A 13,599-nucleotide genomic window follows, 5' to 3' on the forward strand; every position below is an offset into this window, starting at 1 on the left:
TTCTCCTCAGAGGGCCGGGGCGGGCGCGGCCGGGACGGCGCCGACGATCTCGACGCGGCCGGTGGAGCCGTTGACCCGGACCCGGTCCCCGGTCGAGATGCGCCGGGTGGCGTCGGAGGTGCCGACGACGGCCGGGATGCCGAACTCGCGGGAGACGACGGCCGGGTGCGAGGCCATCCCGCCGGCGTCGGTGACGAGGCCGGAGATCTTGGTGAACAGCACGACCCAGGCGGGGCTGGTCATCCGGCAGACGACGATCTCGTCGCGCTCGACCTCGCTGAACTGCTCGGGGGAGAGCACGACCCGCGCGGTCCCCTCCACGACGCCGGCCGACGCGGGCAGGCCCGGGATCTCGCCGGCGTGCGACGGGGCAGGCCGCTCGAGCTTCTCGGGGAAGGCCCACAGCGACAGGTAGGGGAAGGCGACGGCCTCCCGGGTGGCGGTGCCGACCCAGTCGCGGGGCCGCAGCTCGTAGGCGTCCTCGCGGGCGTCGCGGCGGTCGCCGACCAGCTCCTGGGCGTCGAAGGAGTTGGTGCCGGCCATGAGGCGGCGCAGCTCGTTGTACTTGAGGTACATGACGTCCTCGGGGTCGGCGAGCCTGCCGTCGCCGACCAGCTTCTCGCCGATCGCGATGAGCACCAGCCGCACCCGGGCGTTGGTGCCCTGGTCGATGTAGAAGTGGTGGTCCGGGGTGAGCGGGTTCATCCGCAGGCTGAGGTCGAGCGCGCGCTCCAGCTCGTCCCGCGCCGGGCCGGGCTCCACGCCCTCGAACACCTCGGCCTTCGCCCTCTCCAGGTCCTCGGCGACGGCCTTGAGCTCGGCCGGGTAGTCGTAGTCGGACTCGAGGTAGCCGCGGACGGCCTCGACGATCGGCGCCGGGTTCTCCCGCCAGGTCTTGAAGGAGAACTCGTGGGCGTACATCGACTTGTAGCCGAAGACCTTCTGGTACGGCTCGATGTGCTCGGCGAGGAACGCGCGGCCGGCGTCGGTGGCCTCCAGGGCGCGGATCACGTCACCGGCGGTGGCGCGGGTGAAGGCCTTGGCGACCTCGCCCTGCTCCTTCTTGACCCACTCCTTGATGTTCCAGAGCTCCTCGATGGAGTCCCAGTTGCGGTTCTCCGTGGAGCTCTGCAGCCGGCCCATCAGTGCCGAGTGGTCGCCCTCGCCCTTGGCCGCGGCGATCGCGGCGTTGAGGGCCAGGGTGGAGGAGAACTGGGCGAAGTTCAGCACCCAGTGGATCTGCCAGTGCCGGTCGTGCACGTCGATCGCGTCCTCGAGCAGGATCGCGAGCTCCACCAGGCTGGCGCCGGCGTAGTCGTACTCGTCGAAGCGGACGAAGTTGCGCTCCATCTCCGGCCGCAGGCGCGTGCGCCACCAGACGAGGAAGTTCTCCGCGTAGTACGGGAGCGTCCAGCCCATGTAGCCGCCGAGCTCGGCGGGGTCCTGCGGGTCCAGCGGGACGCGCGGGGTGTAGCGGGCGCCGTACTCGGAGGCCTCGGCCGACAGACCCGGCGTCGCCGGGATCGCCGCGGTGTAGACGTAGCCGTTGACGATCTTGGAGATCCAGTCGGAGGCGAACGGGGTACCGAAGCGCCGGAACATGTAGTCGCACTTCAGCCACCACCCGCCGATGTCGGCGTACATGGGGGAGACCGGGTTCGGGATGTGCAGGTCGTCGTGCACCCAGAACAGTTCCTTCTGGCCCGCCTCCCACTGCACGGGGAACTCGTCGTCCCCGAAGAAGGTCGCCAGGACGTTGTCGTCGCTCATGCCCACTCCGGTGTAGGGGTGTCGGGATCGGTGAGGGGCGGTACGTCGGCGACCTCGCCACGGTCGGCCGAACTATCGATAATCTGGCGGACGAGTGTGATGCGCGTCAACCCCTTGGCGCGACTTTTCGTGACCCAGACCGCAGGCAGTGCCGGCATGGCTCTCGATGACCGTGATTGACAGCACGATCCGCGCCCGTACTATCGATGAGCAGACAGGCCGCCGGGGGCGGTCCGCACCCCAGGGAGAACGAGTGGACCGGCCACTGCACCGCAACGGTGCCCTGCGTGAACAGATCAAGGACCTCATCGTCGAGCGCATCCTCGACGGCACCTACGGCCCGGGGGACCGGGTCAAGGAGAGCGTCCTGGCCGCCGAGTTCGGCGTGAGTCAGGCTCCGGTCCGGGAGGCGCTGCGCGACCTCGAGGCCATGCGGTTCATCGAGTCACAGCCGCACAAGGGTGCCCGGGTCCGGGAGGTGACCGTCGAGGAGCTCGGTCAGATCTACCCCGTGCGGGCGGCCCTCGAGGAGGTCGCCGGCCGCGAGGCCGCGACGCGCATGACCGAGGCGCAACTGCAGGCACTGGAGGAACAGCTCGCCGGGATGCGGCAGGCCGCCGCCGACGACGACCTCCACGCGCTCCTGGTCCACGACACGCGGTTCCACGAGCTCATCGTGGAGGCGTCGGGCAACCAGGTGCTGCTCGAGGTCTGGCGTTCCCTGCGGGTGGAAGCCCGGACCGTGGTGAGCGTCCTGCGCGGCCACTCAGACCTGCACGCGATCGCCGAGCTCCACCGCCCGGTCCTCATGGCCGTGCAGTTCCGCGACCCGGACCTGGCGGGCAAGGAGATGCGCGCTCACATCGAGTTCTTCGGCGCCTCCGTGGTGAAGCGCATCACCGCGTCGCAGGACGACTGACCGACCCGTCCTCCCTCTCCGAGCACCGACCCGAGCCGACGGAGGCTTCGATGCAGCAGCTCAACGACCGTGTCTTCACCGAGACGAAGGTGCGGGGGTGCAATCCCAGCTGCGTCGTCACCTCGGCCGGCCCGGTCGTCATCGACACGCCCCAGCTGCCGACCCGGGCGGTGGAGATGCGCCGCTTCGTCGAGTCCTTCGGTCGGGTCCAGTACCTGATCAACACGGAGCACCACGTCGACCACATCTTCGGCAACTACTACTTCCGCGGCGCCGGCACGGTGGTCAACCACAAGGGGCTCTACGACAACTTCATGACCGTCTACCCGGAGCTCGACCCGTTCGAGTACGCCCGGGAAGCCCTCGCCACCGACGACCCCGACGGCATCGAGCTGTTCCCGGACCGGGACGAGTACTACGAGGACCCGAACAAGGGGCAGGTCGTCTTCACCGGCGACCTGTCACTACGCGTCGGCGACCACGACTTCCACCTCCTGCACACCCCCGGGCACACACCCGGCCAGCTGGCCGTGTACGTGCCGCAGGAGCGGATGGTCTTCACCGGGGACAGCGTCTTCTGCGAGTGCCAGACGTGGCTGATGACCAGCGACGTCGACCAGTGGCTGGCGTCGCTGGAGATCATCCGCTCGCTCGACGTCGACGTCGTCGTGCCCGGCCACGGGCCGGTCACGGACCTGTCCTACGTCGACAAGCAGCGGGCGGTGCTGCTCAGCTGGAAGGCGGCCGTCGCCGAGGCCGTGGCCGCCGGCTGGACCAGGGAGGAGACCCAGGAACGGGTCAAGTTCCCGGAGCTCGGCCCGGTCGACGTCGGCCAGGAGTACATGCTCGAGTACGTCGAGACCCTCAACGCCGGCTCGCTGTTCGACAGGCTCACCGCCCGCCGAACCGCACCGGTCCCTCCCCGCAGCTGCTGAACCGCGACGCCGTGTGGCGGCCGCGCCATCCCGAGCGCTCCAGCGGCCCCGACGTGGTGGCCGCGATGAGGGCCCATGAGGAGCCTGCCGGTCCTGCGGTGGTCGTCGCCTGGGGAGGCGAGGCGCTCCTCGTCTGGCCGGCCCGGCCTCGCGCTGAGGGGCGGGGCGGTCGTCGTCGGCGGTGACGGGCGGGGGCGCAGCTGCCGCCGAGACGGGCAGCTCGACCCAGCGGGAGGCGGACCGATCCCGAGCTCAGGGCAGGTCGGTCAGCCGCCCACCCCGGCATCGGCCACGACGGAGAACCACCGGGTCACGTTGGGCGCTGACTCCAGGCCCTCGAGCACCGTGCGCTTGTCGAGGAACGCCGGATCGTCGTGCCAGGCCATCCAGTCCTCGCGGCTGTTCCAGGTGCCGATGATCACCCGCGACAGCGGGTCGTCCTCGGGGGTCAGCACCTGGCCGGAGATCCACCCCGGCATGCGCCGTGCTGCCTCGAACCGGTCCCGCATCACTGCGTCCCACTCCTGCTGACCTCCAGGCCGCAGCGTGCTGGTGGTGAGCACGGTCATCATCGCCCGCTCCCTCGCCGAAGGATCCGCTCCTGCAGGTTCTCCGGTGTCCGTGGGGCGGGCGGTGAAACCCTGGCGCCAGGGATCACCGCCGTCCCGGGGCCGGCCGGGTTTCGGCCGCGGGTCGTCATGCTGTCCACTGGGCAGGCGGGGTCGGCGGCCAGGTCCGCCTCGACACGGGCTCGGCCCGACGAGGCTCCGGCTGCCCGGACGACGTGGGCAGTGGACAGTCGGCTGACGCGACACCCCGGTCGCACCGGCCGCCGGCAGCGATCGGGAGGACGGATGGCCGACTTCACCGCGACCGCCGTCAGCGAGGGCGACCACTGGGTGATCGACGTGCCGGGTGTCGGTACGACCGGGGCCGACAGGTTCGAGGACATCGAGGAGATGGCACTCGAGCTGGTCGTCGCCGTGACCCACGCCGCCCGCGGGGACGTGCGCATCGATCTGCGCATCGTCTGACCGGCCATCGGCTCGTGCGTCGCTGTGGCTCGACCGGAGTCGCCGGCGTCGTCGTGCACCTCCTCCCCTGCGGTTCCGCTCCAGCGCGAGGGGATCGACTGGAGAGGAACTGCGGAGTCGCACGGCCGATCCCGTGCGCACGGCCGGCTCGGCCCCGATGTGGGTTTCCGACGACGCGGACCTGCGCCGGGCCGCGAAGAGCCTGCGCGACTGCTCGTGGTCGCACCCGCCGCGTCGGCGCCGGTCAGGACGAGTGGCGCCAGCTCCGGCCGTCCCGGGCGATCAGGGCACTCGCCTCGGGCGGACCCCACGTGGCTGCCTGGTACAGCGGGATGGGGCGCTCGTCACGGGCCCAGAACTGCATCACCGGGTCGACGATGCGCCAGGACCGGCCGACCTCGTCGGCGCGGATGAACAGGGTGGGGTCGCCGATCAGGGCATCGAGGATGACCCGCTCGTAGGCGTCGGGCGACTGCTCCTCGAAGCTCTCGTAGGAGAAGTCCATCGAGGCCTTCTGCACGCGGAAGGCGTGGCCGGGCACCTTGGCGCCGAAGCGCAGGCTCAGACCCTCGTCGGGCTGCACGCGCACGATGAGGGCGTCGGGCTCGAGGCCCGCCGCCGTCCCGGGGAACAGCGGGAGCTGCGGTGGGCGGCGGAACTCCATGGCGACGTCGGTGATCCGGGCGGGGAGCCGCTTGCCGGTGCGCACGTAGACCGGGACGCCGGTCCAGCGCCAGTTCCGGACCTCCAGTCGCATCGCGACGAAGGTCTCGGTCGCGCTCAGCGGATCGACCCCGGGCTCCTCCCGGTACCCCGGCATCAGCTCCTCCCGGGTGCCGCCGCGGGTGTACTGCCCCCGCACCGCGTTCTCGGCGATCTCCGCGTCGCCGTCCAGCGTCCGGATCGCGCGCAGCAGCTTCACCTTCTCGTCGCGGATCGCCTCCGGGTGGAACGACGTGGGCGGCTCCATGAGGAACAGCGAGAGCACCTGGAGGACGTGGTTCTGCACGATGTCGCGCATCGCGCCGGTGGTCTCGTAGAAACCGCCCCGCTCGCCGACGCCCAGGGTCTCGGCGACGGTGATCTGCACGTTGTCGACCCACGTCCGGTTCCAGATCGGCTCGAAGATCGAGTTGGCGAACCGCAGCGCCAGCAGGTTCTGCACCGTCTCCTTGGCCAGGTAGTGGTCGATCCGGAAGATCTGTTCCTCGACGAACGCCGACGAGAGGTCGGCGTACAGCTCCCGGGCGCTGGCCTCGTCCCAGCCGAACGGCTTCTCGACGACCACGCGGATGGAGCTGTCGCCGGCCGGCACGGACAGCCCCGCCTTGCCGAGGTTGACCGCGATCGGCCCGAACAGGCGCGGGGGCGTGGCGAGGTAGTACACCCGGTTCCCGGCGGTCCCGTGCCGGCCGTCGCACGTCGCGAGGACCTCGGCCAGGCGCTGGTAGGTGGCCGGGTCGTCGTAGTGGCCGCTCACGTAGCGGGCCGTCGCCGTCATGTCCTGCCACCGCGGGTTCCCCGCGGTGGGGGCGTCGCGGCGGCAGGCGTCCGCGAACTCGGCGTCGGTCATCGGCGTGCGGGCGACGCCGACGAGCGTCACCTCCGGAGGGAGCGCCCCGTAGCCGGCCAGCCGGGCGAGGGCGGGCAGGAGCTTGCGGGCGGTGAGGTCACCCGAGGCGCCGAAGATCACCAGCGCGCAGGGCGGAGACCGACGACCCGTGTCGATGCTCATGTCCGGAGAGCATGCCCATCCCGGATGCCTATGGACAGGCCTCTCGGGGGGGGCGCCGGCAGGCGCGCCCGATCCGAGCCGGACAGCTCCTCGGCCCCGTCGCCGGCCGCGGCTTCGCCTGCGGGCGAATCCGCAGGACGACCGTTCGCCTGCGGTCGTAGCCGACGGGGGATCCGCCGGTCACGCTCGCGTCGTGACCGCGTCATTGGCGCAGCGGCCGCTGGATCACCGGTGGGCCGAGGCATCGCGCAGCACTGTCGCAGCGATCCGTGCGGCTGCCGCGGCCGCCGCGGAGGCGGCGCTGACCTACGACGACGTCGCGTGCGCCGCGGAGGCCGCCTGCAGCGCCGACCCGTCCGGGCCGCACCGCGACCGGGCAGCCCGCATGCGCCGGCGTGCAGGGGAGGAGCGGCGCGAGGCGGTGCGGATGTGGGCGTTGGCCGACGCGCTCGAGTTCGCCGCGCACTGACCGGTGGTTCCCGGACACGCGAACCGACACCCCCACGGTGCGCAGCCGCGTGCCCGCTCGTCCGGCGGGGCCCGCGGCCGGCGCGTCTGCTGACCGCGGGTGGCCGCGCGCGATCGGCTTCTCGGACGAGCAGGACGCCGCTGAGCCCAGGCGGGGTGCCTCCGCGCGCGGCGCCCCACGAGCAGGCAGCCGGGGCACGGGTGGGGCGCGATGGCCGACAGCCGGGGGCACGCGCAGCGCGCGGGGCCGACGAGCCGGTCCGGGGTGGCGGCGCGTCGCGCCGCGGCCGAGCGGGCCCGGCGCTCCGCGGTGGAGCTCGTCGCCGAGGCCGGCGCCTGCCGGCAGCGGGCGGAGGAGCTGCGCCGGGGACTGGAGGCCCGGCGGCTGCGGGCCGCCGCGGGCGGCGGGTCAGGTGCGCAGGGTGGCGCTGGGCAGCACGCCGTAGGCGGCGCGGTAGCGCTCGGTGAACCGGCTGGGCGTGAAGCCCCAGCGGGCGGCGACGGCGGTCACGGTGACTCCGTCGCCGGGGGTGGCGTCGCGCAGCTGCCGGTGCGCCTCGGCCAGCCGCACCTGGCGGAGGTAGGCGGTCGGGGTGGTGTCCAGGTGCCGGCGGAAGGCCAGCTGCACCGCGCGGGGGGTGACGTAGGCGGCGCGGGCGATGTCGGCGAGCCCGATGTCGCGGTCGTAGTTGGCGTCGATGAACGCGATCGCGCGGCGCAGCGTGGCGGGGTGGGCGTCGACGCGGTCCGCGGGGACCGGCGGTGCGACGGCGGTGTTCGGGAAGACCGCGAGTGCGGTGGCGGCCAGCAGCCGCGCGGCCGGCCCGAGCAGCAGCGGTGAGTCTGCGGCCTCGGGGTCGGCGAGCAGGTCGTCGACGAAGCGGGTGACCTGCCGCCAGCGTGCGGCGTCACCGGGGGCCGGATGCATGGCCGTGAACTGCCACCACCCGCCGGGCGCGGCGGCGCCGCGGGCCACGTCGGTGAGCAGCGCCTGCGGCAGGGTGACGGTGCGAGCCTGGGCCTTGTGGGTGCGACTGACGTCGGTGGACTGTGGATGGACGGCGACGTAGACGTCCCCCGGCGCGTAGCGGTCGGTGCTCTGTCCGCGCTCGAGCCCGATGGTGCCCCGGATGACCGTGCTGATGACGACGTCGTCTCGGCCGTGGACGTCGAAGGTGATGTCGGCCGGCAGCGTGAGGTCGCAGAAGGTGAACGGGCCGGGGTCGACCGTCCGCAGGTCCAGCAGCCAAGTGGCGTCGCGCGGGGCGTCCACCTGGAGGCGACCGCTGTAGAGGGTGTCGAGGAGCTCGCGTGCCTCGGCCGGGTCGCGGGTGCGGAACTCGGTGCGTCGGGGCGCTGTGGTGGTCGGGGCGGTCTCGGCGGTCATTACCCTCTCCTCGGGGCGTGTGCGGCCGCGGTGGTTCAGGTGCGCAGGGTGTGGGCGGGGGTCACCCCGTAGGCGGCGCGGTAGGCGGCGGCGAACCGGTCGGGCTTGGCGAAGCCCCAGCGGCCCGCGATCGCCGCGACCGTGTCCCCGGCGGTGGGGTCGGCGGCCTGCAGCTCCCGGTGCGCGCCTTCCAGCCGCACCCGCCGCGCGTAGCCCATCGGACTCAGCCCGAGGTGGCGGGCGAAGGCCAGCTGCAGCGCCCGCGGCCCGACCCCGGCGGCGCGGGCGACGTCGGTGACGGTGATCGGCAGCGAGGCGTGCGCGTCGATGAACGCCACCGCCCGGCGCACCACCGCCGGCGCCACCGCACCCGGCTCGGGCAGGTAGCCGGACGTCATCGTGGTGTTCGGGAACGCCGCCAGCGCGGTCGCCGCCAACAGCTCGGCCAGGTGCGCGGCGACCAGCGGCTCGGCCAGCCCGCTGCCGGGGTCGGCCATCTGCTGGTGCACGAACCGCATCAGCCCCAGCCACGTGCGGCGCATCGGCTCGGACACCGGACTCATCCCGTCGAACCGCACGTCGGTACCGGGCACGCCCAGCCGCTCCTCGGCCACCCGCTCGATCACCGCCAGCGGCAGCCGCACGATGCTCACGTCCACGTCGTCCCACACGTTCCAGAACGGCACGCCGGTCGGGCACCGCAACACCACGCCCGGTCGCGTGGTGACCTGGTCCCGGCCCGCCACGTACCGGCACCCACCGCTCACCGGACTGGCCACCACCAGGTGGCTCAGCGGAGCGACCGCGCAGCGCATGCCCGCGGTGAACCGCAGCCGGTCCGCGGTCAGGTGACCGGCCGTTGCCGACCGGAGCTCGCAGGTGAACGACCCGCGGACGCCGGAGAACACGAGCGGGCGCTCCGGCCGGTAGAGATCGGTGAGCACGGCCTCGGCGACGTCCGGCTCCCGGATGGACAACTCGACGACCTCGACCGGCATGACGCGCCTCCGGGGTGCGCGTTTCCCGGGGCCGTGGCTGGGCCGCCACCGGCAGCGCCGGCCCCACCGACGGTAGCCGCCGGTACCCGATGTGCGAAGCCCCTCGCCCAGCAGCGCAGTCGGTGCCGCGTCGAGCACCCACTCGACACCGGGCGGAGGTCCCGGCGAGGTCCGTGAGGTGCTGTTCGACCGGGCCACCCTCACTCGCCGAAGGCGGCGCCGACGACCTCCATCCCCCACGCGATTCGTAGGGACCGGTGGGCCGATACGGATCGCCTCGTTCCGATACAGAGGCGTAGGTCCCTGTATCCGACAGGACCGCTCGGCCACGGTGGCGGCATGGCTGAGACCACGGTCGCCCCTGCCGGACACCTCCCGACGTCGGGGGACGCCTGCCCCGCCGTGCTCGCCCTGGCCGGGCCCGCTCCCGCCGACGGCGCCCGATGAGCTGCGCGCGAGCTCCGCACGGCCGGCGCGCCGGCTGTCAGCGAGGCGCCGCCTGCTCCCGCTCGGCCGGCTGGGCGGTCGGTGCCGACGGTGTGCTCCCCAGCCCCCGCCCGGCCGACGGGTCCCCGATCCCCGGAGCGACGGCGGTCGGCCGGTTGCACGTGATCGGACAGGCCGGGCGGGCGATCTGCTCGACCCCGGTCGTTCCCCTGGATCCCCGGACCTGGACCTGGCCCGACTCCGCCGATCGCGTCCACCCGCTGTGCTGGGCCTGCCTGGCCCTCACCCACGGGGCCGACGACGGACCCCCCCTGAACCGATGATCATCGTCATGAGCCTGCTGTCCCGGTGGTGGCAGATCCGGCAGCGCGTGCGGACCGTCGTCGCGGGGGTACCGACCCGCGGTGCCCTGGCCAACGCCCGCCGCGCCGTCGAGCGTGACCTGGAGGCCGCCGCCCAACGGGAGGAAGCCGAGCGAGCAGTCGCCCGGGCCGTGGCGCGCGCCGCCGAGCACCCCTCGGTTCTGCCGCGCCCCGCCCGCTCCCGCTGAACCCCCCCACCGCCGACCGTGGCCGGCTCGGCCGGCCGGTGTCCCGGTGCGGGTGCGCCGGCCCACCCCGCGGGCTCACCTGACCAGCAGCGCGATGGCGGCGTAGTGGCAGGTGGCGGCGGCACACACGAACGCGTGGAAGACCTCGTGATACCCGAAGACCGACGGGAGCGGGTCGGGGCGGCGGAAGTGGTAGGCGACGGCGCCGGTGATGTAGAGCAGCCCGCCCGCGACGACGAGGGCCGCGGCGAGGCCGCCGGCCGCGGCCCACAGCGCCGGCACCGCGAGCGCGTTGACGGCCCCCAGCGCGATGAACGCTCCTCCGACCAGCCACTCCGGCGCGTCCATGCGGGCCAGACGGGCCCGGATCCCCAGGGCGGTGAGGGCCCACAGCAGGACCAGGCACAGCCGCCCGTAGGTGCCGGGCACGGCGTGGAGGAACACCGGAGTCGCCGTCCCGGCGATCAACAGGAAGATCATCACGTGGTCGGCCCGCTGCAGGACCCGGCGGGCGACCGGCCCCCAGCTGCCCCGGTGGTACAGGGCACTGACGCCGAACAGCCCGCTGAGGCAGCCGGTGTAGATCCCGACGCCGATCACCGGCCCCCGGCCGTGGACGGCGGCCCACAGCAGCGGGCCGGCGACGAGCGACGCGGCGAACCACACCAGGTGCAGCCAGCCGCGCAGGAGGGGCTTGGCGTAGGACACCGCGCGCCGCGCGTCGTAGTGCACCGTCGGACCGGTCCTGGCAGGGCGGTCCCCGTGGCCCGGCCGGCTGACGGTCATGCCACCTGCCCGGCGCGCAGCCGGAGCGTGCCCCACGTGGTCCTGCGGGCACCGGTCGGGCGTCGACGAGGGATCGGTGGCGTGGGCGGGCCACCCGCCCGTGGCGGCAGCGGCCGAGAGCCGGTCCGGACGACGCACGGGGCTGCCGGTCCTCCGCCGTCCGGCCCTCGGTCACGCACGGTCGCCGGCCCGGCGGTGGCCTCCCGTCCGGACGCGCGGGGGAGGCGGGTCACCCGGGGAGCCGCGGCCCGGGCGGTGGGCGGACCCAGCCCGCGGCCGGCGTGCCCTTCGGCGGGCGTCGTCCCGGTGGTGCGCGTCGCGATGTCCACGGCTGGCCCTTCACGGTCCTGCAGGTGGGGAGCCGCGGGCACGAGCGGATGCGCAGCCGATGTCCATCCGTGCCCGCGCCACCACGTCGCAAACCCGCGAGGAGACGGTGCGGGAGTCCGAGGACCCACGCGCCGGCCGGGCCGGCACCCACGCGGACGCCGTCCCGGCCCCTCCCGCCGTCCCGGCTGGCACTCGCACGAACGGGGGCCACCCGGCGTCCGGAGTTTGGGCACCGGTCGTTTGCGGGAGGAAGTGACCGCAGGCGGTCCCACCGTGCCGACGCCCGACGCCCGGGGCGGTTCGCCGCCCGGCCCCGGCGGACGGGGCCGGCGCCACCGACGGGTCGGGACGGGAGGATCGTGACGGTCGTCGCGGAGTTCCGGTCCGTGCTCGCCGAGTCGGCGGGGGAGCTGGCCGGGCCCGAGCTGCTGCCCGAGCGGCTGGCCCGTGCGTGCGCCCGGGTGCTGCCGGTCGACGGTGCGGGCATCGGGCTCTTCTTCGTCGACGGCCAACGGCTGCCGCTGGGCTCGAGTGACGCGGCGGCGGCGACGGCGGAGCGGCTGCAGTTCACGATCGGGGCCGGGCCGTGCCTGACGGCGCACGCCGAGGGCGGCCCCGTGGTGGCCGACGAGGTGACGATCCGGTCCCGGTGGCCGGCGTTCCACGACGGGCTGGTCACCAGCACCCCGATCCGTGGGGTCATCTCGCTGCCGCTGCACGGGGGGCTGCGCGGCATCGGGGCGCTGGACCTGTACACGGTCCCGCCGAACGACGTGACCGCGTTGAGCCTGGCGCACGCGCTGGCGATCAGTGCCGAGGTGAGCTCGACGTTCCAGCAGAACAGCGAGGCGACGCGCGGTGAGAGCGACGGGCCGGTGTGGCTGGACGCGCCGGCCGCCGGACGGCGCTCGGTCGTGTGGCGGGCCATGGGCTTCGTCAACGCCGGCCTCGAGGTCAGCAGCACCGACGCGCTGGCGCTGCTCCGGGCGCATGCCTACACCCGCGGCGGGGACCTCGACGAGCTCGCCCGGCGCATCGTCGAGGGAGAGGTCCCCCTGAGCGGCCTGCTCGACCGCGGCGGAGACCTCTAGCCCCGCCGTCGCCGTCCGTGTCCCTGCGGCGGCCGGGACGGCGGGCGGTGACCGCAGGCGGTGACGTCCTGGACGCGGCGATGCGCCCGCCCCGACGGAGAGCTGCGTACGCTCGGGTCCGGTCGTGGGAGCCAGCCTGCGCCGACCGTGCGTCCAACCCCGGCGTGCCACGTCAGCGCGGGCTCCGAGGCGGAGTCCGCAACCGAGGTGCCCGCCCCGGTGCAGCAGACCGGAGCCGTGCCGTGGACAGCAGCCAGGATCCCCGCCTCGACGACGCTGCCGGGGCACCCCGGCGGCGGGGGCGCCTGCCTGCTCCGGAGCTGTCGATGGAGGACGAGCTGCACACCGTGGCCGCGCTGGCCAGGACGGTGGTGCCCGGCGACACCGAGACGTCGGTGTCGCTGCTCGTCGACGACGTGCCCACCACGGTGGCCGCCACCGGCCGGCTGGCCGTCGACGTCGACGAGGCGCAGTACGAGCGTGACCACGGGCCCTGCCTGCACGCCGCGCGCACCGGTGAGCTGGTCGAGGTCGCCGACACCCGCACCGACAGCCGGTGGCCGGACTACGTGCCGCGGGCGGTCGCCCACGGCGCCCTGAGCTCGCTGTCCGTCCCACTGGTGATCGACGCCGACCGCGGCGTCGCCGGCGCGCTGAACATCTACGCCCGCCAGGCCCACGCCTTCGACGAGGACGCCCGGGCCGCCGCCACCCGCCTGGGCCCGCACGCCGCCGCGGCGGCCGGCGATCTGCACGCGATGCGGAGCGCCCGTGCGATGGCCGACGACCTGCGGATCGCCCTCGAGGCCCGCGCGGTGATCGACCAGGCCACGGGCGTGCTGATGCAGCGGTTCGGGCTGACCGCCGACCAGGCGATCCGCGCGCTGGTCCGGGCGTCGGCGGGCGCGGCCTGCCGGGTCCGCGACGTCGCCCACGTCCTGGTGCGGACGGGGGAGCTGCCGGCCGGACCGCCGGGTGGGGAGGGGTGACCGCCCCCGCCGGATGCGCGCCGGCGGCCTGCACCGGGGCGGTCCGCAGCTGGTCGCCGGTGCGCGGGCCGACGAGGGTGTCCGATGGTCCCGGTCGTCCGACGGGAGCCGGCGTCCGGTCCGACCCGCGCGCGTGCGACACGATGACCTCTCGCGGCAC

At 74.0% G+C, this 13,599-nt stretch carries 13 protein-coding genes; 7 read left to right on the forward strand and 6 right to left on the reverse strand.

Translation table 11 applies throughout. The annotated features are described in order from the left end of the window. Positions 1 to 6 precede the first annotated feature (6 nt). Complete coding sequence (locus ACI8AR_RS04830) at positions 7 to 1,770, reverse strand: PEP-utilizing enzyme (protein WP_457049956.1); 1,764 nt, start codon at positions 1,768 to 1,770, stop codon at positions 7 to 9. A gap of 253 nt (positions 1,771 to 2,023) precedes the next feature. Between ACI8AR_RS04830 and ACI8AR_RS04835 the strand changes: the two genes are divergently transcribed. Further along, positions 2,024 to 2,689, forward strand: a complete 666-nt coding sequence (locus tag ACI8AR_RS04835) for a GntR family transcriptional regulator (protein WP_457049957.1) — start codon at positions 2,024 to 2,026, stop codon at positions 2,687 to 2,689. Between the two features lie 50 nt (positions 2,690 to 2,739). Further along, on the forward strand, positions 2,740 to 3,624 hold the full coding sequence (locus tag ACI8AR_RS04840; RefSeq protein WP_457049958.1) for an MBL fold metallo-hydrolase: 885 nt from the start codon (positions 2,740 to 2,742) through the stop codon (positions 3,622 to 3,624). Positions 3,625 to 3,890: 266 nt separating this feature from the next. Here the strand turns inward: ACI8AR_RS04840 and ACI8AR_RS04845 are convergent, their stop codons facing one another. Then, a complete protein-coding gene (locus ACI8AR_RS04845; RefSeq protein WP_457049959.1) occupies positions 3,891 to 4,196 on the reverse strand; it encodes an antibiotic biosynthesis monooxygenase family protein in 306 nt (101 codons plus the stop codon). A 282-nt stretch (positions 4,197 to 4,478) separates the two neighbouring features. Here ACI8AR_RS04845 and ACI8AR_RS04850 point away from each other — a divergent pair, with 282 nt between their 5' ends. Next, the gene (locus tag ACI8AR_RS04850; RefSeq protein WP_457049960.1) at positions 4,479 to 4,658 is read left to right on the forward strand and encodes a hypothetical protein; all 180 of its coding nucleotides are present in this window, start codon (positions 4,479 to 4,481) and stop codon (positions 4,656 to 4,658) included. Positions 4,659 to 4,902: 244 nt separating this feature from the next. Here ACI8AR_RS04850 and zwf read toward each other — a convergent pair whose 3' ends face one another. Beyond that, the gene (gene zwf / locus ACI8AR_RS04855) at positions 4,903 to 6,393 is read right to left on the reverse strand and encodes a glucose-6-phosphate dehydrogenase (protein WP_457049961.1); all 1,491 of its coding nucleotides are present in this window, start codon (positions 6,391 to 6,393) and stop codon (positions 4,903 to 4,905) included. A 193-nt stretch (positions 6,394 to 6,586) separates the two neighbouring features. Between zwf and ACI8AR_RS04860 the strand changes: the two genes are divergently transcribed. Then, a complete protein-coding gene (locus ACI8AR_RS04860) occupies positions 6,587 to 6,862 on the forward strand; it encodes a hypothetical protein (protein WP_457049962.1) in 276 nt (91 codons plus the stop codon). A gap of 408 nt (positions 6,863 to 7,270) precedes the next feature. Here ACI8AR_RS04860 and ACI8AR_RS04865 read toward each other — a convergent pair whose 3' ends face one another. Beyond that, positions 7,271 to 8,248 carry a helix-turn-helix transcriptional regulator gene (locus ACI8AR_RS04865; protein ID WP_457049963.1) on the reverse strand — a complete coding sequence of 326 codons (978 nt, stop codon included), beginning with the start codon at positions 8,246 to 8,248 and terminating at the stop codon, positions 7,271 to 7,273. A 35-nt stretch (positions 8,249 to 8,283) separates the two neighbouring features. After that, positions 8,284 to 9,246, reverse strand: coding sequence for an AraC family transcriptional regulator (locus tag ACI8AR_RS04870; RefSeq protein WP_457049964.1), 963 nt, complete (start codon positions 9,244 to 9,246; stop codon positions 8,284 to 8,286). 778 nt (positions 9,247 to 10,024) lie between these two features. On the opposite strand from ACI8AR_RS04870, the gene ACI8AR_RS04875 reads away from it, so the two are divergent. Next, complete coding sequence (locus ACI8AR_RS04875) at positions 10,025 to 10,243, forward strand: hypothetical protein (protein ID WP_457049965.1); 219 nt, start codon at positions 10,025 to 10,027, stop codon at positions 10,241 to 10,243. Between the two features lie 75 nt (positions 10,244 to 10,318). On the opposite strand, the gene trhA is transcribed toward ACI8AR_RS04875, so the two are convergent. Then, entirely contained in the window at positions 10,319 to 10,975 is a 657-nt protein-coding gene (trhA, locus tag ACI8AR_RS04880) for a PAQR family membrane homeostasis protein TrhA (protein WP_457049966.1), read from the reverse strand. A 743-nt stretch (positions 10,976 to 11,718) separates the two neighbouring features. Between trhA and ACI8AR_RS04885 the strand changes: the two genes are divergently transcribed. Both ACI8AR_RS04885 and ACI8AR_RS04890 read left to right on the forward strand, forming a co-directional pair. Beyond that, positions 11,719 to 12,450 (forward strand): GAF domain-containing protein, encoded by a 732-nt coding sequence (locus tag ACI8AR_RS04885; RefSeq protein WP_457049967.1) that lies wholly within the window; start codon positions 11,719 to 11,721, stop codon positions 12,448 to 12,450. 326 nt (positions 12,451 to 12,776) lie between these two features. Next, a complete protein-coding gene (locus ACI8AR_RS04890) occupies positions 12,777 to 13,439 on the forward strand; it encodes an ANTAR domain-containing protein (RefSeq protein ID WP_457049968.1) in 663 nt (220 codons plus the stop codon). The last annotated feature ends 160 nt before the right edge of the window (positions 13,440 to 13,599 follow it).

It is taken from the genome of Geodermatophilus sp. SYSU D01036 (assembly GCF_054050435.1).